Genomic DNA, 25,917 nt, shown 5'->3' on the forward strand with positions numbered 1-25,917 from the left:
AAACCGGGCGTCAGACGCTTTTGCGCTGACGCTCACTTTCGGTTTTGAGCTGTCCGCAGGCTGCAAGAATGTCCTGGCCACGCGGTGTACGGATCGGGGCTGCAAATCCTGCATCCATCACGATCTTTGCAAACTTTGCGAGCTGCTCTTTTGTGGAGGGACGGAACTCTGATCCTGGCCACGGATTGAAAGGAATAAGGTTCACTTTCGCCGACAGGTCCTTGATCAGGCGCACCAGCTCCCTCGCGTCGGCTTCGCTGTCATTCACACCGCGCAGCATGATGTATTCGAAGGTGATGCGACGGGAGTTGGATGCTGCAGGATAACGCTTGCAGGCCGCCATCAGTTCCTCGATCGGGTACTTGCGGTTCAGAGGGACAATCTGATCGCGCAGTTCGTTCGTGACCGCATGCAGGGAAATAGCGAGGCCTACGCCCAGTTCTTCACCACAGCGATCCATCATCGGCACGACGCCTGACGTGGACAGCGTGATGCGGCGCCTGGAGAGGGCAATGCCTTCTCCATCCATGACGATGCGCATGGCTTTGGCGACGTTGTCGTAGTTGTAGAGTGGTTCACCCATTCCCATCAGAACGATGGTGGAGAGAAAGCGTGGCATGTCCGCGCTTGGGCTAGGCCACTCATTGTAACTGTCTCGTGCCGCCATGAACTGTCCGACAATTTCTGCTGGGCCGAGGTTGCGAACGAGCTTCTGCGTCCCTGTGTGGCAGAACGTGCAGGAGAGCGTACATCCGACCTGCGACGAAATGCAGACAGCGCCACGGTCTTCCTTACGATCAGGAATATAAACTGTTTCAGCTTCCTGACCGTCGCGAAAGCGGAAAAGAAATTTCCGCGTTGCATCCACCGACGTCTGTTCCGTCGTTGTCGTCGGGCGGCCGACGATGAAGTGGTCTGCAAGTTTCGCCTGAAGGGGTTTGGCGATTGTGCTCATCTTCGAGAAGTCGGTGGCACCCTGATGGTAGATCCAGTGCCAGATCTGTTTTGCGCGGAAAGGCTTTTCGCCAATTTCCGTCATCAGGGTTGCCAGCTCTTCGCGTGACATTCCGACCAGATCACGCCGTCCGTCTTCCAATCGTGCCTCAGGTGGGGCGAACAGGGCGGACTTTGCGCGAATGCGTTCGCGCTCCGCCTCATTCAGATCATCTGAAGCGATGGAATTGATACGGGGGAGGGTGTCGGGATGTTTCAAAGCGGTCATGGCGGCGGAGCCATAGCACGGGGAGGGCGCAGATTTCCAAGGGAAAGTGAGGTGGTGCAAGAAAGATTAGACTCTTTGTACCATTCGGTACAAAATATGGTTTCTTCTTTGGTTCTGAAAGGTACGACATGCAAACGCGTTCGCCTGTGCCCCCATTCACGCGGGACACCGCTCTTCAGAAAGTTCGAGCGGCTGAAGATGCCTGGAACCGTCAAGATCCGGAGACAGTTGCGCTGGCCTATACGGCCGACAGTCGTTGGCGAAACCGGGATCAGTTTGTTCACGGACGGTCTGAAATTAAGGCATTCCTGACGAGAAAATGGGAGAAGGAGCGTGAGTATCGGCTGATTAAGGAGCTTTGGGCATTTCACGAGAACCGGATCGCCGTCCGCTTTGTTTATGAGTGGCGAGATGGGCAGGGCCAATGGTGGCGATCGCACGGGAATGAAAACTGGGGTTTTGACGAGGCAGGCCTGATGGCAGAGCGGCATGCTAGCATCAATGATGTGCCAATCAAGGACGCTCAACGCCTGTTCTACTGGGAAGGCAAGGTTCGACCTGAGGGACATCCTGGACTGAGTGATTTGGGGCTATGACGGGATCAGGCGGCCGTAGCCGTACTGCCATCTTACAAAATATCGCTGAGGTATTTCGTCAGTATGGGTACGAGGGGGCGTCTCTCAGTCGCTTCACAGCTGCGACCGGGCTGGGAAAAGGCAGCCTCTACAATTTCTTTCCGGAAGGGAAGAAGCAGATGGCTGCTGAAGTCCTGGAGCATATCCAGCAGTGGTTCGATGCTGAAATTTTTAGTCCTCTAGAAACGGAAGAAGACCCCAAGGTCGGCCTAACAGCAATGTTCGAAGGTACTGAGCAGTACTTTAGGTCAGGTCAGAGAATCTGTCTGATGGGGTTGCTGGCCCTGAGCGTAGACACATCGTTTGCTATGCAGATTAGAAACTATTTTCTGCGCTGGCAGGAAAGTCTGTCTCAGGCGCTCCAGCGGCAGGGGCGCTCGAAAAGCGACGCTGTTGATCTGTCTGAGGAAATCGTCAGTGGCATTCAGGGGGCATTGGTGTTGGCCCATGCTCGAGGCGACGCAGATGTTTTCAAACGTCGTCTTGAGGCGTTCAAGCTGCGTCTGGATCTTCCAGCGGGCCATTACGACGAGCGGCAATGAGAAATTCCCGATTGCCTTCGGGGCCGGTAATGGGACTGGCTTCAACGCCCAGAACTTCCCACCCTGGAGTGGCCGAAAGCCACTCATAGATTTCGGCACAGACGCGTTCGTGAACGGCGGGGTCCCGTACCACGCCCTTTGCGCCGACTTCGTTTCGCCCGGCTTCAAATTGCGGCTTGATCAGAGCGATTGCCCAGGCATCCGGGGTTGTTAGCTTAAGCGCGGCGGCCAGCACGGTCTTAAGGCTGATAAAGCTGGCGTCGCAAACGACGATGCCTGCGCGTTCAGGAATCTGTTCCGCTGTGAGCGCGCGCGCGTTCGTCTTTTCCATGACCACGACGCGTTCATCAGAGCGGATTTTCCAAGCAAGCTGACCGTGCCCGACATCAACGGCATAAACTTTCGTCGCGCCGTGCGTGAGAAGGACATCCGTAAATCCGCCCGTTGAGGCACCGACATCAATGGCAATACGACCTTTGGGGTCTAGCCCGAAATGCTCGATGCCGTGAATGAGTTTTAGGCCGCCGCGAGATACCCAGGGATGATCCTGCCCTTTGAGGGACAGGGGGGCATCCTCTGGAAGCTGGTCTCCAGCCTTGGCGATGCGCCGATCCCCCGTATAGGCAAGACCTGCCATAATGAGGGACTGGGCACGAGTTCGGCTGTCAACCAGCCCCCGATCAACGAGGAGCTGGTCTGCGCGGCGTTTGGCCATGTCTCAGGCAGACTGCTGGACGACTTCGACGCCCAGTGCGGCTGCTGCCGTACGAACGATATGCGGAGCTGTCAGGCCAGCTTCGTCATACTGAACGTCAGGGGCATTATGATCGATGTACCTGTCCGGGAGAGCTAGTGGACGGAATTTCACCGTATCCAGCAGACCGGTTTCTGCAAGGTGCTGCACAACCAGGCTGCTGAAGCCGCCAATCGCACCTTCTTCAAGGGTGATGAGAACTTCATGCTGGCTGACCAGATCATCAACGAGCTTCGTATCGATCGGCTTGGCGAAGCGGGCATCTGCTACCGTGACCGGAACGCCCTGAGCGGCCAGCTGGTCCGCTGCGCGCAGAGATTCGTGCAGACGTGTACCGAGCGACAGGATGGCGACACCTGCGCGGGCGCCGGGTGCCTGACGTGCTTCGCGAACGATGCGGCCCTTGCCGATCTCCTGCACTTCGCCCTTTTCCGGAAGGTCGAGGCCGATGCCGCTGCCACGAGGGTAACGGAAAGCAATCGGGCCAGCGTCGTATTCGCAAGCCGTTGCCGTAGCGTGCAGCAGCTCGATTTCGTCCGACGGTGCCATCACGACCATGTTTGGTAGGCAGCACAGGTAGTTCAGGTCGAAAGACCCGGCATGCGTCGCGCCATCAGCACCGACCAGACCAGCGCGGTCGATGGCGAAGCGGACAGGAAGGTTCTGAAGCGCCACGTCGTGCACGACCTGATCATAGGCGCGCTGTAGGAACGTGGAGTAAATGGCGCAGAATGGACGCAGGCCTTCGGACGCAATGCCTGCCGCAAAGGTGACGGCGTGCTGTTCGGCAATGCCGACGTCAAAGAAGCGGTCCGGATAAGCCTTGGCGAAAGCTGTAAGACCGGTGCCGGAAGGCATGGCTGCCGTGATGGTAACAAGCTTGTCGTCTGTCTTTGCGCGACGCAGGAGTTCGCGACTGAAAATCGACGTGTAGCTTGGCGGTCCAGCCGGAGCCTTCTTCTGCTCGCCTGTCACCACATTGAATTTGCTGACAGCGTGATATTTGTCGCCCGCAGCTTCGGCGGGCTTATAGCCGCGGCCTTTTTCCGTGATGATGTGGAGCAGGATCGGGCCTTGATCGTCCGCATCGCGCAGGTTGCGCAGGATGGGGACGAGCTGGTTCATGTCATGGCCGTCAACCGGGCCGACATAGTAGAAACCCAGCTCTTCAAACAGCGTGCCACCTGTGATCATGCCACGGGCATATTCTTCAGCGCGTTTGGCCGTCCGCTCGATCTTGCCGGGCAGGCGCTTGGCAACCTTGCCAGCCAAGTCACGCAGACCGAAGAACTGGCGCGAAGACATCAGGCGGGACAGGTAGTTCGACATCGAACCGACAGGCGGTGCGATCGACATTTCGTTGTCGTTCAGCACCACGATCAGGCGGTTCGCGCCCGGACCTGCAACAGCGGCGTTGTTCATGGCTTCGTAGGCCATGCCAGCGGAGATAGAGCCGTCACCAATGACCGCAATCACGTTGCGCTCATGGTAGCTCGGATCTTCTTCCGCGCGCAGATGATGGGCCACAGCCATGCCAAGACCGGCAGAAATGGACGTGGACGAATGAGCGGCACCGAACGGGTCGTATTCGCTTTCTGCGCGGCGGGTGAAGCCGGACAGGCCTTCCGGCTGACGCAGGGTACGGATCCGATCACGACGGCCTGTCAGGATCTTGTGCGGGTAAGCCTGATGGCCAACATCCCAGATGATACGGTCATCCGGGGTGTTGAATACGGCGTGTAGCGCAACGGTCAGTTCGACGACACCAAGAGAGGCGCCAAGGTGGCCGCCGGTTGTGGAAACGGCGTCAACCGTTTCGGAGCGCAGTTCGTCGGCAAGCTGCTTAAGCTGATCGACGGAAAGATTCCGCATATCTGACGGCAGGGTCACGCGGTCCAAAACTGGATAGCGGCCGTATGTAGGAATCGTGGAAGACGGGTTGCTCATGAAATCAGTTCCTGCGCTCGACGACGTAGTCTGCAAGAGCCCTGAGGGCCGCGGCCTGTGCGCCGAAAGATGAAAGGGCCTCCCGGGCCTGATCGCTCAGGCGGCGGGCCTCGGCGCGGGCTCCGTCAATGCCAAGCAGGGAGACATAAGTGGATTTGCCGCTGGCTTCGTCCTTGCCAGCAGTTTTGCCGAGTTCCTCGGCGCTTGCGGTCGTGTCCAGAACATCGTCTGCAACCTGAAAGGCTGTTCCAAGATTCTGGCCGTAGGCGACGATGGCGTCCCGGCGATCATCCGTCACACCAGCCAGAATCGCTCCTGATTCGGCTGCATAGCGGATCAGGGCACCTGTTTTCAGGGCATGTAGGCGACGGACTTCATCCAGAGGGAGGGCACGGCCTTCACCCCGGATATCGATGACCTGGCCACCAACCATTCCCGCTGCGCCTGAGGCACGAGCCAGGGCCAGTGCGAGGTTGGAGCGGATGGTGGCGTCGGAAGACGTTTCATCCTCAAGAAGGATCTCGAAAGCCCGCGTCTGAAGAGCGTCGCCGGCAAGAATGGCAATGGCTTCGTCAAACTGACGGTGCGTGGAGGGACGCCCACGACGGAGATCATCGTCATCCATGGACGGGAGATCATCATGCACAAGAGAATATGCGTGCAGCAGTTCGACTGACGCCGCAACGCGCAGCGCAGCCTTGCGGTCTGCACCAAATAGAGACGCAACTTCTACGGCCAGAAAGCCACGAAGACGCTTTCCGCCACCAAGGGCAGCGTAGCGCATGGCTTCAAGAAGAATGGATTCGTCACCCGGCACCATCGGGAGCACGGCGTCGATTGTTGCTTCGATGTCCGTGCAGGCGTGGGCGAGAGCCTCCTTGAGGGAGGTGGGCGTGGTGGCACTCATCGGCCGGTCTCTCCGGTATCGGCAAGAGGCTCCGTGCCTGTGCTGCCGTCATCGTTCTGGACAATGGCGCGCACACGCATCTCGGCCTCTCCCAGCTTTGCATCGCAGTGCTTGCGTAGGGCGGCACCGCGTTCATAGGCAGAAATGGCGTCTTCAAGCTTCATCTGTCCGCCTTCAAGGCCACGGACGATCCGCTCCAGCTCGGAGAGGGCATCTTCGAAAGACATGGCATCAATGGGTTCGGGCATGGAAAGCCTCAAGACACGCTTTGGGAAACAAGGTAGCGAGGGATTACAGCCAGATGACAGGTTTTGCCAGCCCTGTGCTTGGGAACGGGGGAGTTTCCTCAGGAGGGTTGCGTTTCTGCACGCCTGCGGATGACAAATGAAAGAACGCCAGCGCTCTCTGTGAATGCCACCATCGCATGGCCTGTTTCGCGGCAATAAGACTGGAAATCCGCCACTGAAGCGCGATCCGTTGCCAGAATACGGAGGCGCGTTCCGGGCGCCATGTCACGCAGGGCGCGGTTCGCCTTGAGAACGGGCATGGGGCAGGCAAGACCGCGCAGGTCCAGCAGGGTCTCCGTCGGAGGTATCGTCATGACGTCTGTTATGCCCTGCGCCGTGCCGTGGGCCAAGTAACGGATTTCCCATTGCCGGAATAGCACGGTTTTTCTATAACTATGGCTCAATGCCACAAAGCGTCCTTCGGGGCGCTTTTTTTGTTTTTGAGGAACACATGGAAAAACAGATCTCTGAAAGGTCGCCGTCTTCCGAGGGAAATGAGCATCGGGCTTACACGATCCGTATTTTGGAAGACCGTGTTCTTCGACTGGAAACAGTCGCTGGGGGGTTGTCAGATCGGTACGAACAACTGCGTACGGAGATGCGGCAGGAAATCAGTTCTTTGCGGGATCAGATGAAATCCCTGGAGACCAAAGTCGATAATGGTAACAGGATTGTGAATGGAAAGCTGGACCGTCTGATCGGTGGCCGGGCTGTTTTGACGGCGATAGTGACGCTGGCAACATCCATCCTCGGAACTGGGATGGTGCATTTCGCTCTGTCTCTCAGCACGCATTGAGGGGACGAATCATGGAGGGTCTTGATGTCGGACAACTCAAGCATCTGGTGGTGGAGCCAGCTCTTGCAGCGCTCGGACTGGGCGGGACAGCAGCCGTTAATCTTCTGACGGGCACGGCATTGGCTGAGAGCAGAGGAGCCTATGTAAAGCAGATTGGGGGAGGGCCAGCGTTGGGGCTGTGGCAAATGGAACCTGCAACCCACGACGATTGCTGGGCTAACTTTTTACGTTTCCCGGTTGGCCAGCCATATGCTGGCATTCTGGAAAACATGCTGGCTCATGATCTGCCACGCAGTGCGCAGATGGTCAGTAATTTACGATATGCCTGTGCGATGGCGCGAATCCGGTTTTACCGTGTTCGGGAAGCACTGCCTGCTCCGCAAGATCCGTTTGCCTTAAGCCGATATCACAAGGTGCATTACAACACCCCGCTTGGCGCGGCAGACCCTACGGCCAATGTCGATTATTTCAGGAGAGCCGTTCAGGCTTAAAGCGAGAGCGATGCCGGGGACCTGTATGCATCACGCTCCCGACATCGCAGGTTTACCTTAAATCGGTATATTATGACCGAATAGTGGCGTAGCTGAATATGCCAATTATTTAATCTGATTTTTATGGGTATTTAACGAAGCGCGAAAATCCTGTTTTGGGGATTGCCCTGGAATGTCGCAGGACCAGTGTGGGACAGGCGCAGTCCCCGATGAAGCCAGACGCTTCCGCCGATTTTGAGCCATCGACGACAAAACGCGAAGTCTTCGGAGAGATATGTCCTCGTCTCCGGGTCAATCATGCAGTCGAACAAGGCAAAAGGATTCTTTGGGATCGAAGGATCGGTGGGATGGCCACTCTGTTGAGCATCGATGCGAGCATATTCGGTCTCGGGATAGGCGCTCATCATCTGGCTGATTGTGGAGCGCGTCAGCAGCATGAAGCCAGTTCCGATGTAAGAAACGGAAGCAATTTCGGCTGGCGGTGAAGTGTCATACAGCGCAGAGCAGTCGCCAACATAGCGTAGGCTGGCGCTCTCCGGGGGTTCGCCTTTGCCCATGAACCGCTGGGTATTATGGTCCCAGTAGTGAGATTTGAGCGGGTAGGCTCCGCCGATAACCGGCTTGTCGGCGTTTAGAAGTGCTTGAATATCTGCAAACGAAAAACCAATGTCACTGTCTGCAAATAACAGGTGTGTAGCGTCTGTTTGGGTTATGAACTGGTGAAGAAGCGTATTACGTGCCCGTGTAATCAAGGCGTCGCTTCCTAGTGTCGAGAGCGTCAGGCGAATATTGTGAGAAGGTGCTTCACTCATGCAGCTGATAATGGACTGCATGTATGCCTGGGTAACTGTTCCCCCAAAGCAGGGTGTCGCAATGAAGATGTGTGGGGCTGCGTTCATGGGGAGATAGTGTTCTATCTCCCCTTAAGAAACGCTTAAAACTGAGCGGTCAAAGTTTGTTAGCTGCCCATGTGGCTTTGCAGAACCATATAGAAAAGAAACGCAGCATCGAGGCCGAGCACAATTGGCGTAAGGCGTTTGAAGTCCCGTAATGCGAGGGCCAATCCCGTATAAAGCAGCAAGCCGCAGGACAGGCTGAGCATGAAATTTCCGGTGATCCCGGCGATGAGCAGCATCGTGAGGGGCGGAATAGCATCGGACGGATTGGAGGCCACGCGGTGGAGGCTGCCAAGTATATTGAGTCCGACCAGAACCAGAACAGGCGCCGTCGCGATAGCCGGGATAGCTGTAATCAGTGGCCAGAAAATGGAAGAAGCTGCGAAAAGCAGGGCGACGATCAAGGCGCTCAGGCCAGTTCGGCCTCCAGCTTCGACACCTGCGAGGCTTTCGACATAAGCTGAAACCGTACACGTCCCGAGGCTGGCCCCAATGATGCTGGCTGCGCCATCAGATGCAAAAGCACGATGATCCAGCGCCGGTTTCTCGGGCGTTCCGTCCAGACCTGCACGATGGGCAACACTCATCATCGTTGCCGTCGCATCAAAAAAATCACTGATGAGGAAGTAGAGCGTGATGGGAATCAGAAGGCCGAGGTGGGAGAAAAAACCGGCAAAATCAAAAGGAAGAAACAGATTGGTGGGATAATGCGGCCAGTCCACCATATGCGTGGGCAGGGTCGTGATTGCGCCCTTATCAGTATGGATGAACAGGCCTGCCACGGTCAGTGTCAGAATCGCCAGAAGAAGCCCGGCGGGTACTCTCAGAACCACGAGAACGGCACAGAGAAGCACGCCGGCTAGGCTGAGAATAACGGACGGATCACTCAGAGAACCGAACGTCAGCCCTTGAGCCGTAGGGACGGCAATACCACTGGTAGTGAGGCCGATGCGTGCGATGAAAGCGCCCAGAGCGACTTGAATGCCCAGGACAATTGAAGGCGGAAACCCGCGGATAATGCGCTGGCGTATCTGGCTGAGAGAAAGTGCTGTGAAGCACAGACCGCTGAAAAGCACGACTGTAAAGGCGGTCCGTGGGCTCACATGGGCCTGCTGAACGACAACCTGCGCGAACAGAACGTTGCTGCTCATGGCCGGAGCTAGAGCGATTGGCAGTCTCGCCCACAAAGCCATGAGCAGTGTGCCAGCAACTGCTCCTGCAATCGTGGTCATGACCATGTCGTGGCGATCCAGTCCCGCCGCCGACAGAATGGCTGGATTGACAGCGACGATATAGGCCATGGCCCCGAAAACCGTCAGGCCAGCGATGATCTCACGCGGAACGGTGGAGCCGCGGGCGGAAATATGAAACCAGCGGTCGAGTGTGGACAGCAACGATCAGGCACTCCGGCGGGAATGAAAATTTTGCTCAGCTATAGTGAAAAAAGTTCATTCCGCCATGGGGCCTTGGTGATTTTTCATTTCGGGTTCGTTTTTTGAGCCCATGCTTTTTTGACCTGAGCGGGTGTCAGGCGCTTCGCAGGCTTGCCAGAAGATGCCGCTTTTGACGGATGTGGCACACTGCTTGCTCCACCTCCTGTCGTCCCGCCTGGCGCAATGCCGGCAGCCGGGTTCGTGTTGGCTTCCCGTACGGCACGTTCACAGGCTGAGCCTTCCCCAACACCCAACTGAATGGTTGGGATGAGCGCAGCAGGCGGGAAGAGAACACCAAGGCCTACGGACGCTGCAACACGCCCTACCAGTTCTGCGCCGGGCAGAATATTGGGTCCGCTGAGAGGGCCAAAAATATGCACTGCGCCTGGAAGAGAGAGGATCTGCGGGTGAATTGAGCGGGTGGTGACAGCATAGTCGAGAGTATCGTTGTGGAAATTGACTGTTCCCGTTCCGGTCGTGCGGGTGGTTTCTGTCTGGAGCAGTAGAGACTTGGTTTTCAGAATGCCGCTGTCCAGCGGCATATCAGCGACAAGACATTCAAGTCTCGATCGGTTTGGAATTCCAAGAGCGGACAAAACTGCTGATCCCAGCTTTAGCCCCAGCAGATCCGGGAGAAGAGCCGTAACGTCTCCGCCCCGGTCCAGCACAAGTGTGGTTCCGCCATCTCCGTTCGCGACCAGCGATGCGACAGAATTTCCTGTTGATGTCAGCGTGACATGGCCACCGATCGTTCCTTCACCTTTGAAGGTGTCTGTTGCTTTCATGATCTGAGAGAGGGGGAGACGAGAAACATCAAGACGAAACTTGGTCCGGAACTGCTCATTCTTCGTTGGTTCCAGGGTCGCAGCGGCGCTGATTTTCCCAGATCCTGTCGCAAAAGTCAGATGTTTAAGATCAATGGCGCCGTCTTTGACCTCGAACTCCGTATCAATATTGTCCAGCGGTAGGTTTTCGTTGCGGATATGATCACCGTGATAGGTCACGTGTGCATTCACAGCATTCAGCTTGGGAACATTGATTTTCTGATCGGGCAGCACGCTTTTGCTTGGAGGAGCGGTTTTCTTTGCCTCGCCTGTTTTTGCTCCGATGAATCCTCCCAGATCCGCCAGGTCGACTGAGCGCGAGTGTAGGGCAGCCTCAACGAAAGGTGGATTCAGGTGGGGATTGACGTTGATGTCTCCACCAATGTCAGACGATCCCATCTTCCCTTCAAATTTCTGGAAACGAATGGCATTTTCGGAATATCCGAGGTTGCCCGTGATGCTGTAGGCCGGAGTGTGCGGCACAGGAACACCCGTCAGTCCATAAAGCAAAGACATGTCTGGGCCCGCGAAGTGAAGGGCGAGCTTTGTTCCCTTGAAGTGAAGCGGGTCGTCGACCGTTCCCTTGAGGGTTACGTAAGTTGGGCCATTAGCGATGCGCCCATCAATGGGATACGGTTCAGCAGGCTTGGTGAGCGAGAGAAGAGCCCCACCAACAATATGCCCGTTGATTGGTGCCTGAGCGTAGCGCCCCTTGAGATCAACGACGACGTTTCCTTTTTGGTTGGCCTGAGCCGGTGTCGTGTGAACAAGCACATGCATATCCGTTTTCAACTGAGCAAGTGCCAGATGAATGTCCGCATTCTGGATGTCGATTTCGCCGAGATCCGGTAGCGTTGTTGTGCTTGAGGATGAGGCCGATTGGTTATCTTTGGATGTGTCGCCGAACGTATAATTATTACGGCCGTTCATCAGGGAAATGATGTCCCCTCTCGGCGTATCCATGCGGATTACCGGGATAAAAAGGCCACGTCCGGTCAAATAGCGCCAGACATCCACTTTCACTGTCAGGGATTTGGCAGACGCAAAGTCGGCCTTTTCTTTTTCAAAGCCTTCGGGCTGGGAAATTTTCAGATCATCGACCGTGACGCTGGTGCGCAGGCCAGGTGAAACGTGCAGATGAGCAATGCTGACCGGGCGATGCAGTGCCGCCGAGGCTTTGCGATTGATGAGCGGGACGAACCAGTCCCACTGCCAGACAAGCACCAGAACGATGATGGCAATGGCGAGAGCGCCCAAAAAGCCGCCTGCTACTTTTAGAACAGGATGCTTGCGACGAACCTTTTGGGACGAGGCATCACTCATCATTGAAACTCCACATCACGAAAAATCTGGCCGAAGAAGAAATATGACTGCATTGGTATGAATACGATTTGCAGCCGACCCAGTTGCGCCTGAAGACACGAAGAGCGTGGAAAATGAGTGAAACCGTGAACGATATCAGAGCCGAACATGATCCCCTGACAGCCTTGCGTCAGGTCAGTCGCACTGTGCATGAACGGGTCGATCAGGCGTATTCACGTTTCAATCTGTCAGATCCAACGTCTTATGGGGCGTTTCTGCAGGCCCATGCGAAGGTGTTGCCTGCTGTGGAGCAGTGGCTTGCCACGCAGCATGATTTACCAGCATGGAGCGGTCGCACTGATCTTTTGCAACGCGACCTACAGACTCTTGGCCACTCACTGCCCCCAGCGCTGGATTGGCATCCCCCAACGGGAGCGGGAGGTGCTCTGGGTGCTCTCTATGTGCTGGAAGGATCTCGCCTTGGCGGCAAGATGCTGTCAGCGCATGTGGGGGAAGGGCTACCCCGGGAATATTTGTCAGCAGCGCATGAAAAGGGTGGCTGGCCCGCGTTCCTTCAGATGCTGCGTGAGCGACTTTCCACCGGGGATGCGACTTATCGGGCTGCAGTCATGGATGGTGTGACGGCAACGTTTGATCTGTTTCGGAAGGCAGCTGTTACGGACTGACGGGCCGGACGCTCAACGGAACGAGCCCTGGGAATGTGACGGCCAACTGTTCTGCCTCTGTGGGAGAGAGCATGGCAATTGCACACCCCAGTGCAGTTGCATCAGGGGCAGGAAGTCTTTCAATGCCCCGAAGCAGCGCTTCCAGTGTGTGTCCGCCCTGGCTCAGCACCATTAAAGCCGTGAGGCGTGCGTAAAGCTCGGACGTGGCTTCCTGGGGAAGTAGCGTGGAATCAGGGGTTTCAAGATTGACACTCTGCCCCGTGATTGCAGAAGCCATACTCTGGTCTTCTGGGCGGAAACGTAAGGGAACAGCTGCGAGAAGTGATGGAGAGCCTGTGATGGTCAGGCACGGCGCCTGGCAGGGGCGTTCAGGAAAAAGAAATGCAGGATATGGCGAGACTGAACTGGCCTCGACAGCAAGGATCATCCGGACATGCCGGGTAGGGTCCAGATCAGTCGCTGGAAGGGCAATGAGTTGCTCTGTGTGAAGGTCCAGTACGAACGGTTGTGTCTCACTGAACGCGTAAAATTGAAAATCAGGAAACGTGCCGTCATCTTCCGCAGAAAGCGCGGAGGCACTGAGACCAAGCTTTTCCAATGTATTTTCGTCATGCTGGACCACAGTTTGGCGAAGGCGCCAGTAAAGATCGGTCAAACCTGACTGAACAAGCGCAGCGGCAATTCGGCGCGTTTCCGGTAGCCAACGCTGCGGTCCTGTTTCTAATGCATCATTGCGATCAAAATGTTTCCAGGCCTCTTCTGGCGTTTCACTTGAACCGCGTTGGAAAAAGCTCTGGCGATCGCCTGCTGCGTAATGAAGAACGCGTGCCTGAGACCAGTCAGGATGAGAACTGATATGTCCGAAAGGGTCCGGAAAAGCGCTTTCGAACCGGTCAGCCGGTAAAAGCGTTCGCGTGACCCTGTGGTCCGCAGTCTCAAGCAGTGCGTGATGTGTGAAGGCTTGGCTCGGGGCAAAGGGCGACGGTGTTTCATGGCCATTGGAACCAAACAGACACCAGTTTACCGGAATGGGCTGTCCATTTGCCGAACCCAGAAACTCTTCAAGAGACGAGGCCTGTTCAAGATGCAGATATTCGTCTGCGGCAAGAATCATCATCCAATCGAATTCGGTGCGCCCATGTTCAAAAACAGCCTTTTGAAAGGCTGTCTGGCGCTCCAGACGATCGGGGATGGTCTTGTCCGATCGTTGAAGACGAATGTCGTAAAATGAAGCGGCATTGGAAAGAAGAGTCCAGGTGCCGTCAGTTGAATGATCGTCGCAGACGATCAGTGTTGAGAACCCAATCGTGGCATGGTGACTTAGCCACCAGCCGATGTTGTCGGCCTCGTTATGGACGAACAGGACAGCGGCTGTTTTGGGCATAAGGCTGGGTTAATCCATTTTGAGGGCTGCAAGGAAGGCACTCTGCGGAATTTCGACCTTACCAAACTGTCTCATCCGTTTCTTGCCTTCTTTCTGCTTGTCCAGAAGTTTGCGCTTACGGGAGATGTCACCACCATAGCATTTTGCCGTCACGTCCTTGGAGAGCGCGCCAATGGTTTCACGGGCGATGACCTTGGAGCCGATAGCGGCCTGAATAGCGATCTTGAAGAGCTGCTTGGGGATCAGATCCTTGAGCTTGCCGCAAATGGCACGACCACGTGTCTCTGCCACGGTGCGGTGAGCAACGAAGGACAGCGCATCCACTGGCTCATGATTGACCAGAATGGAAATGCGGACCAGGTCGCTCTCTTCGTATCCATCAACCTGATAGTCGAAGGACGCATATCCGCGGGTCAGGGATTTCAGACGATCATAGAAGTCAAACACAACTTCATTGAGCGGAAGACGATAGACGGCCATCGCACGGTTGCCGACATACGTGAGATCGACCTGAATACCGCGACGTTCTGAACAGAGTGTCAGCACGGAACCCAGATATTCATCCTGAACCATGATCGTAGCCTTGATCCAGGGCTCTTCAATGGTTTCGATTTGGGCGGGATCGGGCATGTCTGCAGGATTATGCAGTTCTTCCTTCGTGCCGTTCGTCAGCGTCATGCGATAGACGACAGACGGCGCGGTGGCGATCAGATCCAGATTGAATTCGCGGGAGAGGCGTTCCTGGATGATCTCCAGATGAAGTAGTCCGAGGAAGCCGCAGCGGAAGCCGAAACCAAGAGCGGCAGAGCTTTCCGCCTCGAAGTGGAAAGATGCATCGTTCAGGCGCAGCTTACCGAGGCTGTCACGCAGCTTTTCGAAGTCGTCGGCGTCGATCGGGAAGAGGCCGCACCACACCACAGGGATGGAAGGCTTGAAGCCTGCAAGCGCCTTTTCGGCCGGCTTGCGATCCAGGGTAATAGTGTCACCGACCGCGACGTCCGCAACGGTTTTGATGGCTGCATTAATGAAGCCCATCTCACCTGGGCCAAGCTCATCAACGTTGGTCATCTTGGGAAGGAACACACCAACCTGATCAACGTGATAGGTCGATCCGGCCTGCATCATACGAATGCGGTCGCCGCGCTTGACGGTGCCATTCATGACGCGAATCAGAATGATGACGCCGAGATAAGCATCGTACCAGCTATCCACCAGAAGAGCCTGAAGCGGTGCTGAACGGTCACCCTTCGGCGCAGGCAGACGCGTTACAAGTGCTTCAAGGACGCCTTCGATGTTGATGCCGGTTTTGGCGCTGATTTCCACAGCGTCGTCTGCCGGGATGCCAATGACTTCTTCGATCTGCGTGCGAACACGCTCCGGCTCGGCTGCCGGAAGGTCGATCTTGTTCAGAACTGGCACGATTTCGTGGTTCGCGTCGATCGCCTGATAAACGTTTGCCAGTGTCTGTGCTTCCACGCCTTGGGACGCATCCACAACCAGCAGTGACCCCTCACAGGCGGCAAGCGAGCGACTGACTTCATATGCAAAGTCAACGTGGCCCGGCGTGTCCATGAGGTTCAGCGTATAGATGTTCCCATCTTTGGCCGGGTACGTCAGGCGAACCGTCTGTGCCTTGATGGTAATGCCGCGCTCCTGCTCCAGCTCCATCGAATCGAGGACCTGAGCTTTCATCTCACGGGCCGTGAGAGCGCCACAGGCCTGGATCAGGCGGTCTGCAAGCGTCGATTTACCGTGGTCGATATGCGCAATGATCGAGAAATTGCGAATGAGGGAGAGCGGGGTTTCGGTCATGGCAGGTTACATACGGGATTATCGCAGGAATGTCAGCAGACCTGCGGAAAAGCCTGCCTTCGTGAAAAGGCAGGCAAGGGGAATCAGCGATCCGTCAGACGGAACTCGATCCTGCGGTTGCGGGCGTATGCCGCTGGGGTGCTGGCCGCGTCAAGCGGCTGGAAGTCTGCAAACCCTGTTGCTGCCAGATGATGCGGGTCCACACCTTCGGCAATCAGAAGTTTCACAACAGTGATGGCTCGTTCAGAGGACAGCTCCCAGTTGCTCGGAAAAGCGCTGTGAATAGGCTGTCTGTCTGCATGGCCGTCAATGCGCAGAATCCATGGGATATCTGCGGGAATGGTTGAAGACACCTGTTTGAACGTCTTTGCCAGAGTGGTGATTTCTTTTTTGCCTTCAGTGGTCAGATCAGCGCTGCCCTGAGGGAAAAGAATTTCTGACTGAAAGACAAACCGGTCTCCTACGACATTCACGCCCTTCTGGTTCTTCAGGATATCACGCAGGCGGCCAAAGAATTCCGAGCGATACCGTTTGAGCTGGTTCACTTTGTCCGCCAACGCGACGTTCAGCTTGTTTCCAAGATCCTGAATCTGCGTGTCTTTGGCCTGCTCGTTCTTTTTCTCGATATCGAGGGCATTACTGATGGCCTGAAGCTGGCGTGTCAGCTCCTCGATCTGAGCCTGTAGGTCCGAGATTTTGCTGTTCTGCTGCTGGCTTGCGCTGTCAGCAGAGGCAAGGGCCTGATCTTTGGACTGAAGCTGGCCGTTCAGAAGAGCCATCTGTCCGGCCAAAGCCTTGAGCTGGTCTTCGTTCTTCTGCTTGTCATTGGCCAGGCTGGCGACCGTCGCATTCAGGGATTTGTTCTTGTCTTCCGTCATGGAGAGCATGTGTGACAGCTCAGCCAACTGCTTCTGCAAAGCGTCCAGCGTGTGCTCGCGTCGCATCAGGGCGACGGACAAAAACTGTTGTCCAACCACAAAGACCAGAAGAACGAACGTGACGACCATCAGCAGTGTGGATAGAGCGTCCACATAGCCGGGCCAGGCATCCAGGGCGTTGTTGGGTCCGCGTCTGCGCCGGGCCATGGTCAGTCCTGCCTGCTGGAAGTGCCGTTTGCGGTGCCGGAGGCCGCAGCGATGGTCCGCGCGAGAACGCGCAGGTCATTGCGAATTTCACCGACGGTTTGGGCGCGACCTTGATGCAGTTCTTCAACGAGACGGGAAAGATGGCTCTCAATCCGAAGAAGCGGCGTGCCTTGCGAGCCCGGTTGACCCTCTTCACCCATCTGGCGAAGGAGCGGAACGAGGGCTGCATTCGTCTCAGCCGTGCGGGTCATGATCTGCTGATTGGCTTTCAGGAGTTCAGTCATGCCGCGCAGACGCTCCTGCAGGCTATCCAGCAACTGAACCTCCCGCACGCGGGCTTCTTCACTGCGGGAAACGGCATTCTGAAGCGTTTCAAGATTTTCCGCTGTCTGCTCGAGAAGGGCCTGCACATAGGCTGGGATCGGAGCCCCGTCGCTCTCAATGCTTGTGCCGCCGCTGACGCGTGTAACACCCGCAAGCCATTCTTCCAGCTCATTGAAGAAGCGGCTTTGTGCCTGACCGGCTGTCAGATCCAGGAAGCCAAGAACCAGCGCTCCTGCCAGGCCGAACATGGAACCCGAGAATGCGGTCGACATGCCCGCCAGTGGACCGGCAAGGCCTGTCTTGAGCTGGTTGAACATGGCGTCGAGATCGCCGTTACCCGCTGACATTCCACCGATCACAGAAGCAATGGAACTCACGGTCAGAAGCAGACCGTAGAACGTGCCGAGAAGTCCCAGGAAAATCAGCAACTGCGTCATATAACGCGAAATTTCGCGGCTCTCATCCAATCGGGACGAGAGACTGTCCAGCATGGCCTGGGTTGTCTGGGTCGAGAGGGTCAGGCGGTCCGTGCGACTGCGTGCGGCCAGCATGCTCGCCATTGGGGCGAGCAGTTTGGGCGGGTTTGGAGCTGCAAGCCCTGCGCGGGGCTGGCGGAGCATTTCCACCCAGCGAACTTCCGGCATGAGCCGCTGGACAACGCGCAGGTTCCAGATAATTCCCAAAATCAGAACGCCCAGAATGACGGCATCCAGCTTCGGGTTGGCATTGAAGGCGTTCAGGAGCGTCTTGGCCATAGACGCTGCGAGAAGCGCAACGGCGGCGAGAAAGACGCCCATACGCAGAAGGAAGGTGGTGGGACGGGTCACGGCGGGTCTTTCCTGGCTTATGGCGTGCCGTTTGCCGGGGTTGCGGAATCGGAGGGCGGCGGATTTTGCTCAGTGACGATATCGAGACGGTCAGCCGGATTGGCATCGCCCTTGTCCGGACGTCCCATGGCGCGGGGATACAGACGCGTGGTTGCAACGCCAGCATTGATGAAAATGGAGCGTACAGCCAGTGCTCGTGCAAGGGAAATGCGCCTTGGCATTGAAATGTCATCACCTGGCACAGTGGCATAGGCTGTCAGGATGATACGTTTTTCAGGCTGATCCTTGAGCGAGGCGCCATAGGCCGTAAGGGCCTTGAGGCTCTCATCGGTGAGATCTGAACTCGACGGCGCGAAAATCACGCGCAGTCCACCCTCTGGCAGAGCTGTCGTGCTGCTCTTCGCATCAGCAACGGCCTTGATATCAACCGGTGGAGCTGGCGCATGCGTCTGAATGGGGACGAAAGGCGGCGGCAGCACAACAGGTGGCGGCGGTGCAGCGGGAACGGCAGGAACCGTCGTTTTGCCTGTACCTGTAGGTGCAGACGCGCTGTGCGGAGCCGTACTCCGCGATGGAGAAGGCGTCGCTGCGGCTCGATGCGTGGTTTGGGAAGGGACTGCAGGTTTTGCAACGGCAGTCGGTTTGCCACTGGGAAGATCATCCAGATTGCTGGTGACCTGGGCATGCGCCCCAGAAGGCTGAAGGCAGGCCAGAACGGCCGCCACTGAGAGGGAGGTTAGGATCGGCCTGTACATAGGGGACCGATCCTAACCGAGCGTTCCATCCTCCCGCAATGGGGCAGGAGAGACTTCTGCTTACTCCCGGTTCAAAGCCTCATGCACGATACCGCGTAGAGTGCCATGAAGCTGGGCATTTCCGGCGACAACATTGACGTCGTCGTCGAGGTCATGAAGCTCCTGTCCGTCCGGATCAGTGGCGTGGCCACCAGCTTCCCGAACGATCAGCAGGCCTGCTGCGCAGTCCCATGGCTTGATGCCAAATTCCCAGTAACCTTCGTAACGGCCAGCTGCGACCCATGCGAGATCAAGGGCAGCGGCGCCGAAGCGACGGATGCCTGCAACCTGCGGCATGAGAGCACCTAGAACGCGTGCGAAAGGCAGGCGTTTGCTGCTGGGGACCTTTGCGAACGGAATACCTGTGGCGAACACGGCTTCCTGCATGTTCCGTCGTGCGGAAACGCGCAGGCGGCGCTCGTTCAGGAATGCGCCGATGCCTTTCTCAGCCCAGAACATTTCGTTGGCAGCAGGATTGTAAACCAGCCCGGAGACCAGTTCGACCGTGCCATCCGGCAGGCGACGCTGAAGGCCAATGGAAATGGCCCAGTGCGGAATGCCGTGCAGGAAGTTCGTCGTGCCGTCCAGCGGATCGACAATCCAGCGCCACGTCCAGTTATCCCCGCCCGAGGGGCCTGATTCTTCCATGAGGAAGGCATAGCCTGGACGTGCGCGGGCGAGTTCTTCGCGGATGATGGTTTCTGCACGCAGGTCGGCCTGGGACACGAAGTCTCCCGGACCCTTGATGCTGACCTGAAGCTGCTCGACCTCTGCAAAATCGCGGAGCAGGCGGCGTGCGGCCTTCTGCGCTGCGTTCTGCATGACGGCCATGTGCGGGGAAAGACGCATGATCAGTCCTTGGCGCGCTCGACGTAGGACGCATCATCCGTACGGACAACGATGCGCTCGCCAGCTTCAATGAAAGGAGGAACCATGGTCTTCACGCCATTGGCGAGCATGGCTGGCTTGTAGGACGATGAGGCCGTCTGGCCTTTCACGACCGGATCCGCTTCGGTGATTTCGAGCGTGACATGCGGCGGCAGGGTCACGCCAACGGCGTCGCCTTCCACAAGCTTGACGCTCAGTTCCATGTTGTCCTGCAGGAACGGAAGCTGGTCACCCAGGATATCGGTTGGCAGGATAACCTGCTCGAATGTTTCCGGGTCCATCAGAACAATGTTTTCACCGTCCATGTAGGAATAGGTGAAGTCCTTGTCTTCCGTAATCAGGCGCTCAACGGTGTCTGCGGTGCGCCAGCGCTCGTTCGTCTTGTTGCCCGTCTTCAGGTCACGCATTTCAACCTGAATAAACGCGCCACCCTTACCCGGGGTGATGATCTGCTGCTTGAGAACCGTCCAGCGACGGCCATCGTGCTCGATGACCTGACCGGCGCGGATAAGGTTGGCTTGTTGCTTCATGTGTTGTCCTGACCCTGCAATAGTGGGTTTCTTATCACGTCTTGTGGGCTTCTAGCGCCGTGAAGGGGATTTCGGCAAGGCGCAAGGCGGCCTGAGTGGGCCGAATAACTCAGGAAAGTGTGAAGGATGTCGCTCTTGGAGGAAAAGTGAGAGGGGTTCATGCTCGCAATGGCCCTGTCGTGCAGGCGGGGACGGATAACTCAGGGGCTTGCTCTCATGTACGACATGAAAAATCTTTCCCGTATTTCCCATCTCGAAGCGAACGCCAGCAAGGGGATGGACGCTTTCTGGCAGTTTGATCGCGCTGCATTTGAAGACGGAACTGTCAGCGCCCTGACCAAGCAGCTCGCTGCGGTTGCTGTCGCGCTGACCACGCAGTGCCCGTATTGCATCGAACTTCATGCCAAGGCTGCGCGTGAGGCAGGGGCAACAGACGCTCAGCTTTCAGAGATTGCTCTGGTGGCAGCGGCTATCCGTGCGGGTGGCGCCGTCACGCATGCGACGCATCTGTTTCCGAAGACGGAAGGGTAAAGCTGGTGCTCGGGGCTGCGTCCCAGTTCGTTGGGTAAGCAGCTCCAAAATTCGCCGTTGGGCAACGCTCTATCGTATTGAGCGAGCCTGTCTGTGATTTAGACAGTTAACGTCCGAGGCTGAAGCAGGCCAGGATTTCGATGACCTGAGCGATAGGCCCTAACCTTCAAAATCCGCAATTTCTCCTTGAGGTGTACGGACTTTGCCCTTCTCTCCAGGCAACAGGTAATCCGGCCCCAGTGGGACTTTCCCTTTGCCATAGGGGATATCGAGAACATATGTCGGCCATGCCAAGCCCGTGACGCGTCCACGAAGGCGGCCCAGCAAAGCCCGCCCTTCTTCAACGGGAACCTGAAAGTGACTGGTTCCCGGTGCCGCGTCGAGGTGATGTAGGTAATAAGGCTTGATACGTGCCGTCACGAGAGCGCGCAAAAGCGCCTCCAGAGAGGCTTCCGTATCGTTCACCCCCCTTAAAAGAACAGACTGGGACAGAACCGGAATGGCGCGCGAAAGAATGGCGCGAACTGCCTTGCGGGCCTCTTCTGTCATTTCCCGTGCGTGATTGATGTGCGCAACGACCCACATGGCGCGATCTGTTTCCATGGCATCCAACAGGTCCGGTGTAATGCGGGCCGGGTCTGCTACGGGAATACGGGAATGAATACGGATGGTCTCGATATGCGGAATCGCCGAGAGGGACTGAACGATATGCCTCAGTCGGCGCGGCGCCAGCATCAGAGGATCACCGCCCGTCAGGATGATCTCGCGGATGGCGGGATGCGCCCGAACCCAGTCAAGCGCAGTCTCAAGCTCTTTATCTGTCAGAAGGCCACCATCGGGGCCAACATGCTCCCGCCGAAAACAGAAACGGCAGTAAAGTGGGCAGATCAACAGGGGCTTCAGAAGCGCACGGTCTTCGTAACGATGTACGATCCCTTTGACGGGGGACAGCGCATCATCCCCAATCGGATCAACGGTTTCATAGGGCTGCGTGGTCAGTTCCCGGATGTCAGGGATGACCTGCTTTCCGATAGGGTCGTCTGAGGTTTCAATCAGTGCTTGGAACGCAGGTGGAATAGCTGTCGCAAAGTGGCTGCTGACAGCATCAAGGGTCGCTCTGTCGGCTTCCGGAGCTAGACCTGCCTGAATGAGATCAGATGGTGTGCGCAGCACATGCCGCTTGTTCGTGGTCTTGACCATATCGTGCATGTGGTGGCTCTAACGCTGGCTGGCTGTGTGTTGCAACAGGAACTCTTCCCTTATGACCCATTCCTCATCCGATCATGACCGGATTGCTGAACGCCTGCCGTTGCTCAGGCGCCGGGCTGCGATGGTGCAGGCTACGCGAAAATTTTTCGATGATCGTGGTTATCTGGATGTGGAAACGCCTTACGCGGTTCCGGTTCCGGGGGAAGAAGTGCATCTTCGCTGCTTCCGGACAGAACTGGAGCAGCCTGATGGAGGTCGCGAAGCACGGTTCCTGCATACCAGCCCCGAATTTGCGATGAAACGAATTGTAGCGGCCACGGGGCTACCGATCTTCCAGCTCGCCCGGGTGTGGCGCAATGGAGAAAGTAGCTCCACGCATGTTCCGGAATTCACGATGCTGGAATGGTATGCGCCTGAAGCTGATCTTGCCGGCCTGATGGATGAGACGGAGGCTTACGTCAGGGCTCTTTTGCCGGAACAGATCTATAGGGATGAAAGACTAATCCCGCTGTCTCTGCCGTTCGAACGTCTGACAATGCAGGATGCTTTTGCGCGATATGTAGGTGCAGATCTTCTGGCGACAGCCGGAAATGCAGAAGCTCTGGCGACACAGGCGGGCGCGGTGCTCAGAAACGGTGAGACCTGGGAAGATCTCTTTTTTCGCCTGCTTCTGGAGCGTGTCGAGCCTGTTATCGGTCGTGAAAGGCCTACTTTCCTGACGCACTGGCCTGCAGAGCAGGCAGCTCTTGCCCGCAAAGATCCGTCGGACGCGAGGGCAGCCTTACGGTTTGAACTGTATATTGGTGGGATCGAACTGGCGAACGCGTTCGAAGAATTGACGGATCCTGTGGAGCAGCGCGAACGTTTCGCTACAGATCGGCAACGAAGACTCGACATTTCGCCCGATCAGGACTGGCCGCTTGATGAAGCTTTTTTGACGGCATTGCCAGATATGCCATCATGTTCTGGTATTGCGCTGGGGTTTGACCGCCTTGTCATGCTCGCGACGGGTGCGCCTGCAATCCGTGACATTTTGTGGTTGGCATAGCCGTTTTGAAACTTGCAGGACTTTTAATCCGTTTCTATCTCCAAACGGGCTAGAACGTCTCACGAAGAAACATATCTGTGCTGGTCACCCAGCCGGGGACAAAGAAAATGAAAAAGGCAAAGCTGCTTTCCGTCGTCGCTCTTCTGGCTCTTTCCGCCTGTGAGGTTCCTACCCTGCAGCAGCGCAAGGTTCTCGATTCGATGGTCGGGAAGTCTGAAGTGGACGTCATTCGCCAGTTTGGCGTGCCGACCAAGGATTACCAGGCAGAAGGTCACTCGTTCCTAGCCTATATCGACAACCAGACCCAGTATTCCGGTGGCGGCGGCTGGGGTTGGGGCGGCTGGGGCGGCGGCTATGGTGGCTGGGGCGGCGGCTGGGGCGGTGGCTGGGGTGGACCCGGCTATGGTGGCTACGGCGGCGGCTGGGGTGGCGGTTTCCCCGCGACCTATTACAACACAAGCTGTCAGACGACGTTTGAACTGGTAAGCGGTCACGTCGTGGGATGGACCATGCGCGGGGACGGGTGCTGAACCCGGTTTCCTCGTCTATGGTTCTGCGTCCTCTTTATTAAGACGGTGTGACCAGACATGCATGTGCGATTCGGTTTTTCCTCTGCCCCCGGCGCTTTGACCCGGTTCTCGGGTCTTCGTTCGGGCGCAGTGGCCCTGCTGGGGTTAGCTCTGGCAGGATGTCATGGGACGGACTGGTCGCATAATTATCAGGACAGTTTCGAGACAAAGGCAAAGACGTCCATGTCTTACATGCCTGACACGGTCGCCGATGCGTTCGAAAAGCCCAAGAATAATGAGCCGAGCACGCCGGTCGCTTATCACCGGCCTGCATCCCCGTCGTATGATGATCGTCCACTGGACGAAAATATCGCTGCGTCCGTGGAACTGGCCGACTATACGGCTGCGATCCGGCATGTTGGTCTGGTGCCCTGGATCACGGGACCGGGCCCTTATACTGTTTTCGCCATTCCAAATGAGGCTATGGAAAAACTTTCGGCCCGCTGGCCTGGCGGGCTGATGGCCCCTGCGATGAAGGGTCAGTTGACCCATATTCTGGGCTATACGATCGCATCAGGAAAATGGGACGAAAAAGCCATTCGCAAGGCAATTGCCAAAAACCATAGTCAGGGTATTGGTCTCAAGACGTTGTATGGAGATATCATCAGCGTCCATATTGACGCGCGGACTGGCGAAATTTTCCTGAATAATCCCGCCGGGCAGGTGGCTCATCTGTGGAGCCATTCGCTGCCGCAGTCCAATGGTGTTCTGTATTTCATGCGGGACGCGCTGCTTCCTGTTTCTCACTGAATCCAAGAAGGGCGCGCCACCTTCTCAGGTACCGAGCGCGCCTAAAAACTGGATGACAGTGTCCTGATCACTGCCATCCAGCTTCAGAGGGATGGCAAGGAAGTCAGCAGCAGAATCTCTGGCGGTCCGTGCAGCTTCGGCCGATACAATGTTTTCGGCCACAGCAGGAAGTTCCATTACGGACGTCCACCACTTAATCATGTCTGCATGTTCTGAAGGGAAGGCGATGTAGTCCGCGCCGCTTTCTCCAGCCTGCATCGCTTCATCCCGGCTTTGGCAGAAGCATCCAATCTGGATGTTCTCTCCTGCTATTTTGCGTAGGGCAGGCAGGCTGTCTGCTGACGGCGCGTGGATACCATCAGCCACTTTTAAAAAATCTGGCGAGATAGAAACCGTTACATCCGCCACATCCAACATCAGGGCGACGTCATGCTCGTGAAGCAGACTCACGAATTTGGAAAGCTGCTTTTTGTCGAGGCTGTGGGCTGCTGGAAAACGCAGTGCCGTAACCTCGGGGCGTGCGAGTAGCCCCGGCAATGCATCAAGCATTGCGGCTGTTTCGAATGTGGAGGGCAGAACGGGATAAAGATCGCAAGGTATCATGAGCAGAGTTTCGCAGATTCACGCGCGGCGGGCTAGCGTCGCCATGAGGTAGGGGAAGGGCGGGCCGTAAGGACCCGCGTTTCATGGAGTTTGTCTGACTTCAAGGCTCTCATTTGCTGCGGAGACGCTTGGCAAACAACCCATCCAATCCCCGCCAGGAGTGTCATGCGCGCCAAAGCTGCGGAGGCGCCACAATCCAGAATGGAAAAAGCCTTTTGCTCCTGCACCACATCCAGCCACCAGGGAATTCCGAAGCTGTTTCCTGCGCCGTCAGGGGAGAGTGCCAGAAAGGGCTTAGGGTGCTGTGCTCTAAGTCTGGTCATTTCAGGGCAAGAAGAAATAGTGAAAACTGGCAGCATCAGAGAAGGTGCAGCGCTTGACCTGATGTAGGGTTCGGGTCTTTCCTGAGCAGGTAGTCTAGGATGAGATGTGTCGGTCATAGTATTCGGCATAGTGATGGCATGAACGGAAAGAGCGCGTTTTGAGCGAGCAGACAGGATCTCTGCAGGACGATAGGACTATTGATCGTCTTGAGGAAGCGGTGGGACGAATTGCCACCGCGATGGAGCAGCAGGCCCGAATGCGGGAAGAGCGTGAGCGCGAGGCGCGCTCAGCTCCCGACCTGCCAGAGATTGTCGCAAACATCGATGCTTTATGTGTGCGTATCCGCGGAATTCTTGAACGAAAGGGAGAATGAGCCATGGGGCAGGTTTCCATTCGTCTGAACGGGTATGTTTACAGTGTTGGCTGCCAGGATGGAGAAGAACACCATCTTTATTCCATGGCGCGGCAGGTTGAGAGCTGGCTTCAGCGGGCGAGGACCCTTGGTGGTGCCGCCAGC

General features: G+C 56.7%; 30 protein-coding genes (1 of these 30 cut by a window edge). 11 read left to right on the forward strand and 19 right to left on the reverse strand.

The features are described from left to right. Positions 1–10: 10 nt before the first annotated feature. A complete protein-coding gene (rlmN, locus tag ABDK75_RS04755) occupies positions 11–1,222 on the reverse strand; it encodes a 23S rRNA (adenine(2503)-C(2))-methyltransferase RlmN (protein ID WP_346005105.1) in 1,212 nt (403 codons plus the stop codon). A 128-nt stretch (positions 1,223–1,350) separates the two neighbouring features. On the opposite strand from rlmN, the gene ABDK75_RS04760 reads away from it, so the two are divergent. Together ABDK75_RS04760 and ABDK75_RS04765 are read left to right on the forward strand one after the other, a co-directional pair. Then, the gene (locus tag ABDK75_RS04760) at positions 1,351–1,818 is read left to right on the forward strand and encodes a nuclear transport factor 2 family protein (RefSeq protein WP_346005106.1); all 468 of its coding nucleotides are present in this window, start codon (positions 1,351–1,353) and stop codon (positions 1,816–1,818) included. Next, on the forward strand, positions 1,815–2,399 hold the full coding sequence (locus tag ABDK75_RS04765) for a TetR/AcrR family transcriptional regulator (RefSeq protein WP_346005107.1): 585 nt from the start codon (positions 1,815–1,817) through the stop codon (positions 2,397–2,399). Before ABDK75_RS04760 ends, ABDK75_RS04765 begins: the two co-directional genes overlap by 4 nt. On the opposite strand, the gene ABDK75_RS04770 is transcribed toward ABDK75_RS04765, so the two are convergent. From ABDK75_RS04770 to ABDK75_RS04790, 5 genes are all read right to left on the reverse strand, one after another. Continuing rightward, positions 2,350–3,114, reverse strand: a complete 765-nt coding sequence (locus tag ABDK75_RS04770) for a TlyA family RNA methyltransferase (protein WP_346005108.1) — start codon at positions 3,112–3,114, stop codon at positions 2,350–2,352. The genes ABDK75_RS04765 and ABDK75_RS04770 overlap by 50 nt on opposite strands. Before the next feature lie 3 nt (positions 3,115–3,117). Then, complete coding sequence (dxs, locus tag ABDK75_RS04775) at positions 3,118–5,100, reverse strand: 1-deoxy-D-xylulose-5-phosphate synthase (RefSeq protein WP_046901292.1); 1,983 nt, start codon at positions 5,098–5,100, stop codon at positions 3,118–3,120. A 4-nt stretch (positions 5,101–5,104) separates the two neighbouring features. After that, on the reverse strand, positions 5,105–6,007 hold the full coding sequence (locus ABDK75_RS04780) for a polyprenyl synthetase family protein (protein ID WP_346005109.1): 903 nt from the start codon (positions 6,005–6,007) through the stop codon (positions 5,105–5,107). Next, entirely contained in the window at positions 6,004–6,255 is a 252-nt protein-coding gene (locus ABDK75_RS04785) for an exodeoxyribonuclease VII small subunit (RefSeq protein ID WP_046901294.1), read from the reverse strand. Before ABDK75_RS04785 ends, ABDK75_RS04780 begins: the two co-directional genes overlap by 4 nt. 98 nt (positions 6,256–6,353) lie before the next feature. After that, positions 6,354–6,608 carry a sulfurtransferase TusA family protein gene (locus ABDK75_RS04790; RefSeq protein WP_046902033.1) on the reverse strand — a complete coding sequence of 85 codons (255 nt, stop codon included), beginning with the start codon at positions 6,606–6,608 and terminating at the stop codon, positions 6,354–6,356. A gap of 137 nt (positions 6,609–6,745) precedes the next feature. Here ABDK75_RS04790 and ABDK75_RS04795 point away from each other — a divergent pair, with 137 nt between their 5' ends. After that, positions 6,746–7,090: a hypothetical protein gene (locus ABDK75_RS04795; protein ID WP_046902034.1), complete on the forward strand. Its 345-nt coding sequence runs from the start codon at positions 6,746–6,748 to the stop codon at positions 7,088–7,090. 11 nt (positions 7,091–7,101) lie between these two features. After that, complete coding sequence (locus ABDK75_RS04800) at positions 7,102–7,581, forward strand: hypothetical protein (RefSeq protein ID WP_211516066.1); 480 nt, start codon at positions 7,102–7,104, stop codon at positions 7,579–7,581. A gap of 131 nt (positions 7,582–7,712) precedes the next feature. Here the strand turns inward: ABDK75_RS04800 and ABDK75_RS04805 are convergent, their stop codons facing one another. The 3 genes from ABDK75_RS04805 to ABDK75_RS04815 all read right to left on the reverse strand — a co-directional run bounded on the left by ABDK75_RS04805 (position 7,713) and on the right by ABDK75_RS04815 (position 12,057). Next, positions 7,713–8,480: a hypothetical protein gene (locus ABDK75_RS04805; protein ID WP_346005110.1), complete on the reverse strand. Its 768-nt coding sequence runs from the start codon at positions 8,478–8,480 to the stop codon at positions 7,713–7,715. A gap of 59 nt (positions 8,481–8,539) precedes the next feature. Beyond that, positions 8,540–9,871 carry an NCS2 family permease gene (locus ABDK75_RS04810; RefSeq protein WP_346005111.1) on the reverse strand — a complete coding sequence of 444 codons (1,332 nt, stop codon included), beginning with the start codon at positions 9,869–9,871 and terminating at the stop codon, positions 8,540–8,542. A gap of 83 nt (positions 9,872–9,954) precedes the next feature. Then, entirely contained in the window at positions 9,955–12,057 is a 2,103-nt protein-coding gene (locus ABDK75_RS04815; RefSeq protein WP_408874423.1) for an AsmA family protein, read from the reverse strand. Between the two features lie 113 nt (positions 12,058–12,170). On the opposite strand from ABDK75_RS04815, the gene ABDK75_RS04820 reads away from it, so the two are divergent. Further along, positions 12,171–12,722: a biliverdin-producing heme oxygenase gene (locus tag ABDK75_RS04820; RefSeq protein ID WP_346005113.1), complete on the forward strand. Its 552-nt coding sequence runs from the start codon at positions 12,171–12,173 to the stop codon at positions 12,720–12,722. Here ABDK75_RS04820 and ABDK75_RS04825 read toward each other — a convergent pair. From ABDK75_RS04825 to efp, 7 genes are all read right to left on the reverse strand, one after another. Further along, on the reverse strand, positions 12,712–14,106 hold the full coding sequence (locus ABDK75_RS04825; protein ID WP_346005114.1) for a glycosyltransferase family 2 protein: 1,395 nt from the start codon (positions 14,104–14,106) through the stop codon (positions 12,712–12,714). The genes ABDK75_RS04820 and ABDK75_RS04825 overlap by 11 nt on opposite strands. 9 nt (positions 14,107–14,115) lie before the next feature. After that, on the reverse strand, positions 14,116–15,918 hold the full coding sequence (gene lepA / locus ABDK75_RS04830; protein ID WP_086633035.1) for a translation elongation factor 4: 1,803 nt from the start codon (positions 15,916–15,918) through the stop codon (positions 14,116–14,118). Positions 15,919–16,001: 83 nt separating this feature from the next. Beyond that, positions 16,002–17,003, reverse strand: coding sequence for a peptidoglycan -binding protein (locus ABDK75_RS04835; RefSeq protein WP_211496601.1), 1,002 nt, complete (start codon positions 17,001–17,003; stop codon positions 16,002–16,004). A 2-nt stretch (positions 17,004–17,005) separates the two neighbouring features. Next, entirely contained in the window at positions 17,006–18,154 is a 1,149-nt protein-coding gene (locus ABDK75_RS04840) for a hypothetical protein (RefSeq protein WP_064274969.1), read from the reverse strand. A gap of 17 nt (positions 18,155–18,171) precedes the next feature. After that, positions 18,172–18,909 (reverse strand): OmpA family protein, encoded by a 738-nt coding sequence (locus ABDK75_RS04845; RefSeq protein WP_211503356.1) that lies wholly within the window; start codon positions 18,907–18,909, stop codon positions 18,172–18,174. Positions 18,910–18,969: 60 nt separating this feature from the next. Continuing rightward, positions 18,970–19,797 (reverse strand): inositol monophosphatase family protein, encoded by an 828-nt coding sequence (locus tag ABDK75_RS04850; protein ID WP_064274968.1) that lies wholly within the window; start codon positions 19,795–19,797, stop codon positions 18,970–18,972. A 2-nt stretch (positions 19,798–19,799) separates the two neighbouring features. Next, entirely contained in the window at positions 19,800–20,366 is a 567-nt protein-coding gene (efp, locus tag ABDK75_RS04855) for an elongation factor P (protein WP_046901304.1), read from the reverse strand. A 216-nt stretch (positions 20,367–20,582) separates the two neighbouring features. Here efp and ABDK75_RS04860 point away from each other — a divergent pair, with 216 nt between their 5' ends. Further along, positions 20,583–20,897: a carboxymuconolactone decarboxylase family protein gene (locus tag ABDK75_RS04860; protein WP_046901305.1), complete on the forward strand. Its 315-nt coding sequence runs from the start codon at positions 20,583–20,585 to the stop codon at positions 20,895–20,897. A 159-nt stretch (positions 20,898–21,056) separates the two neighbouring features. Here the strand turns inward: ABDK75_RS04860 and ABDK75_RS04865 are convergent, their stop codons facing one another. Beyond that, on the reverse strand, positions 21,057–22,106 hold the full coding sequence (locus ABDK75_RS04865) for a lysine-2,3-aminomutase-like protein (RefSeq protein WP_346005115.1): 1,050 nt from the start codon (positions 22,104–22,106) through the stop codon (positions 21,057–21,059). Between the two features lie 52 nt (positions 22,107–22,158). On the opposite strand from ABDK75_RS04865, the gene epmA reads away from it, so the two are divergent. The 3 genes from epmA to ABDK75_RS04880 all read left to right on the forward strand — a co-directional run bounded on the left by epmA (position 22,159) and on the right by ABDK75_RS04880 (position 24,473). After that, entirely contained in the window at positions 22,159–23,154 is a 996-nt protein-coding gene (gene epmA / locus ABDK75_RS04870; RefSeq protein WP_346005116.1) for an EF-P lysine aminoacylase EpmA, read from the forward strand. A gap of 107 nt (positions 23,155–23,261) precedes the next feature. Continuing rightward, complete coding sequence (locus ABDK75_RS04875; protein WP_046902037.1) at positions 23,262–23,684, forward strand: hypothetical protein; 423 nt, start codon at positions 23,262–23,264, stop codon at positions 23,682–23,684. Positions 23,685–23,741: 57 nt separating this feature from the next. Continuing rightward, positions 23,742–24,473: a fasciclin domain-containing protein gene (locus ABDK75_RS04880; protein ID WP_346005117.1), complete on the forward strand. Its 732-nt coding sequence runs from the start codon at positions 23,742–23,744 to the stop codon at positions 24,471–24,473. A 24-nt stretch (positions 24,474–24,497) separates the two neighbouring features. Here the strand turns inward: ABDK75_RS04880 and ABDK75_RS04885 are convergent, their stop codons facing one another. Both ABDK75_RS04885 and ABDK75_RS04890 read right to left on the reverse strand, forming a co-directional pair. Next, positions 24,498–25,076 carry a thiamine phosphate synthase gene (locus ABDK75_RS04885; RefSeq protein WP_346005118.1) on the reverse strand — a complete coding sequence of 193 codons (579 nt, stop codon included), beginning with the start codon at positions 25,074–25,076 and terminating at the stop codon, positions 24,498–24,500. A 32-nt stretch (positions 25,077–25,108) separates the two neighbouring features. Then, complete coding sequence (locus ABDK75_RS04890; protein ID WP_346005119.1) at positions 25,109–25,399, reverse strand: hypothetical protein; 291 nt, start codon at positions 25,397–25,399, stop codon at positions 25,109–25,111. 158 nt (positions 25,400–25,557) lie between these two features. Between ABDK75_RS04890 and ABDK75_RS04895 the strand changes: the two genes are divergently transcribed. Together ABDK75_RS04895 and ABDK75_RS04900 are read left to right on the forward strand one after the other, a co-directional pair. Beyond that, positions 25,558–25,773 carry a hypothetical protein gene (locus tag ABDK75_RS04895; protein WP_211511473.1) on the forward strand — a complete coding sequence of 72 codons (216 nt, stop codon included), beginning with the start codon at positions 25,558–25,560 and terminating at the stop codon, positions 25,771–25,773. Positions 25,774–25,776: 3 nt separating this feature from the next. Continuing rightward, positions 25,777–25,917 carry the 5' end (the start) of a cell division protein ZapA gene (locus ABDK75_RS04900; RefSeq protein ID WP_046901310.1) on the forward strand. 204 nt of this gene lie beyond the right edge of the window, so 141 of the gene's 345 nt are visible here — the first part of the coding sequence; it begins with the start codon at positions 25,777–25,779; its stop codon lies off the right edge, out of view.

This window comes from Gluconobacter sp. OJA, assembly GCF_039638325.1.
Lineage (GTDB): Bacteria > Pseudomonadota > Alphaproteobacteria > Acetobacterales > Acetobacteraceae > Gluconobacter > Gluconobacter cerinus.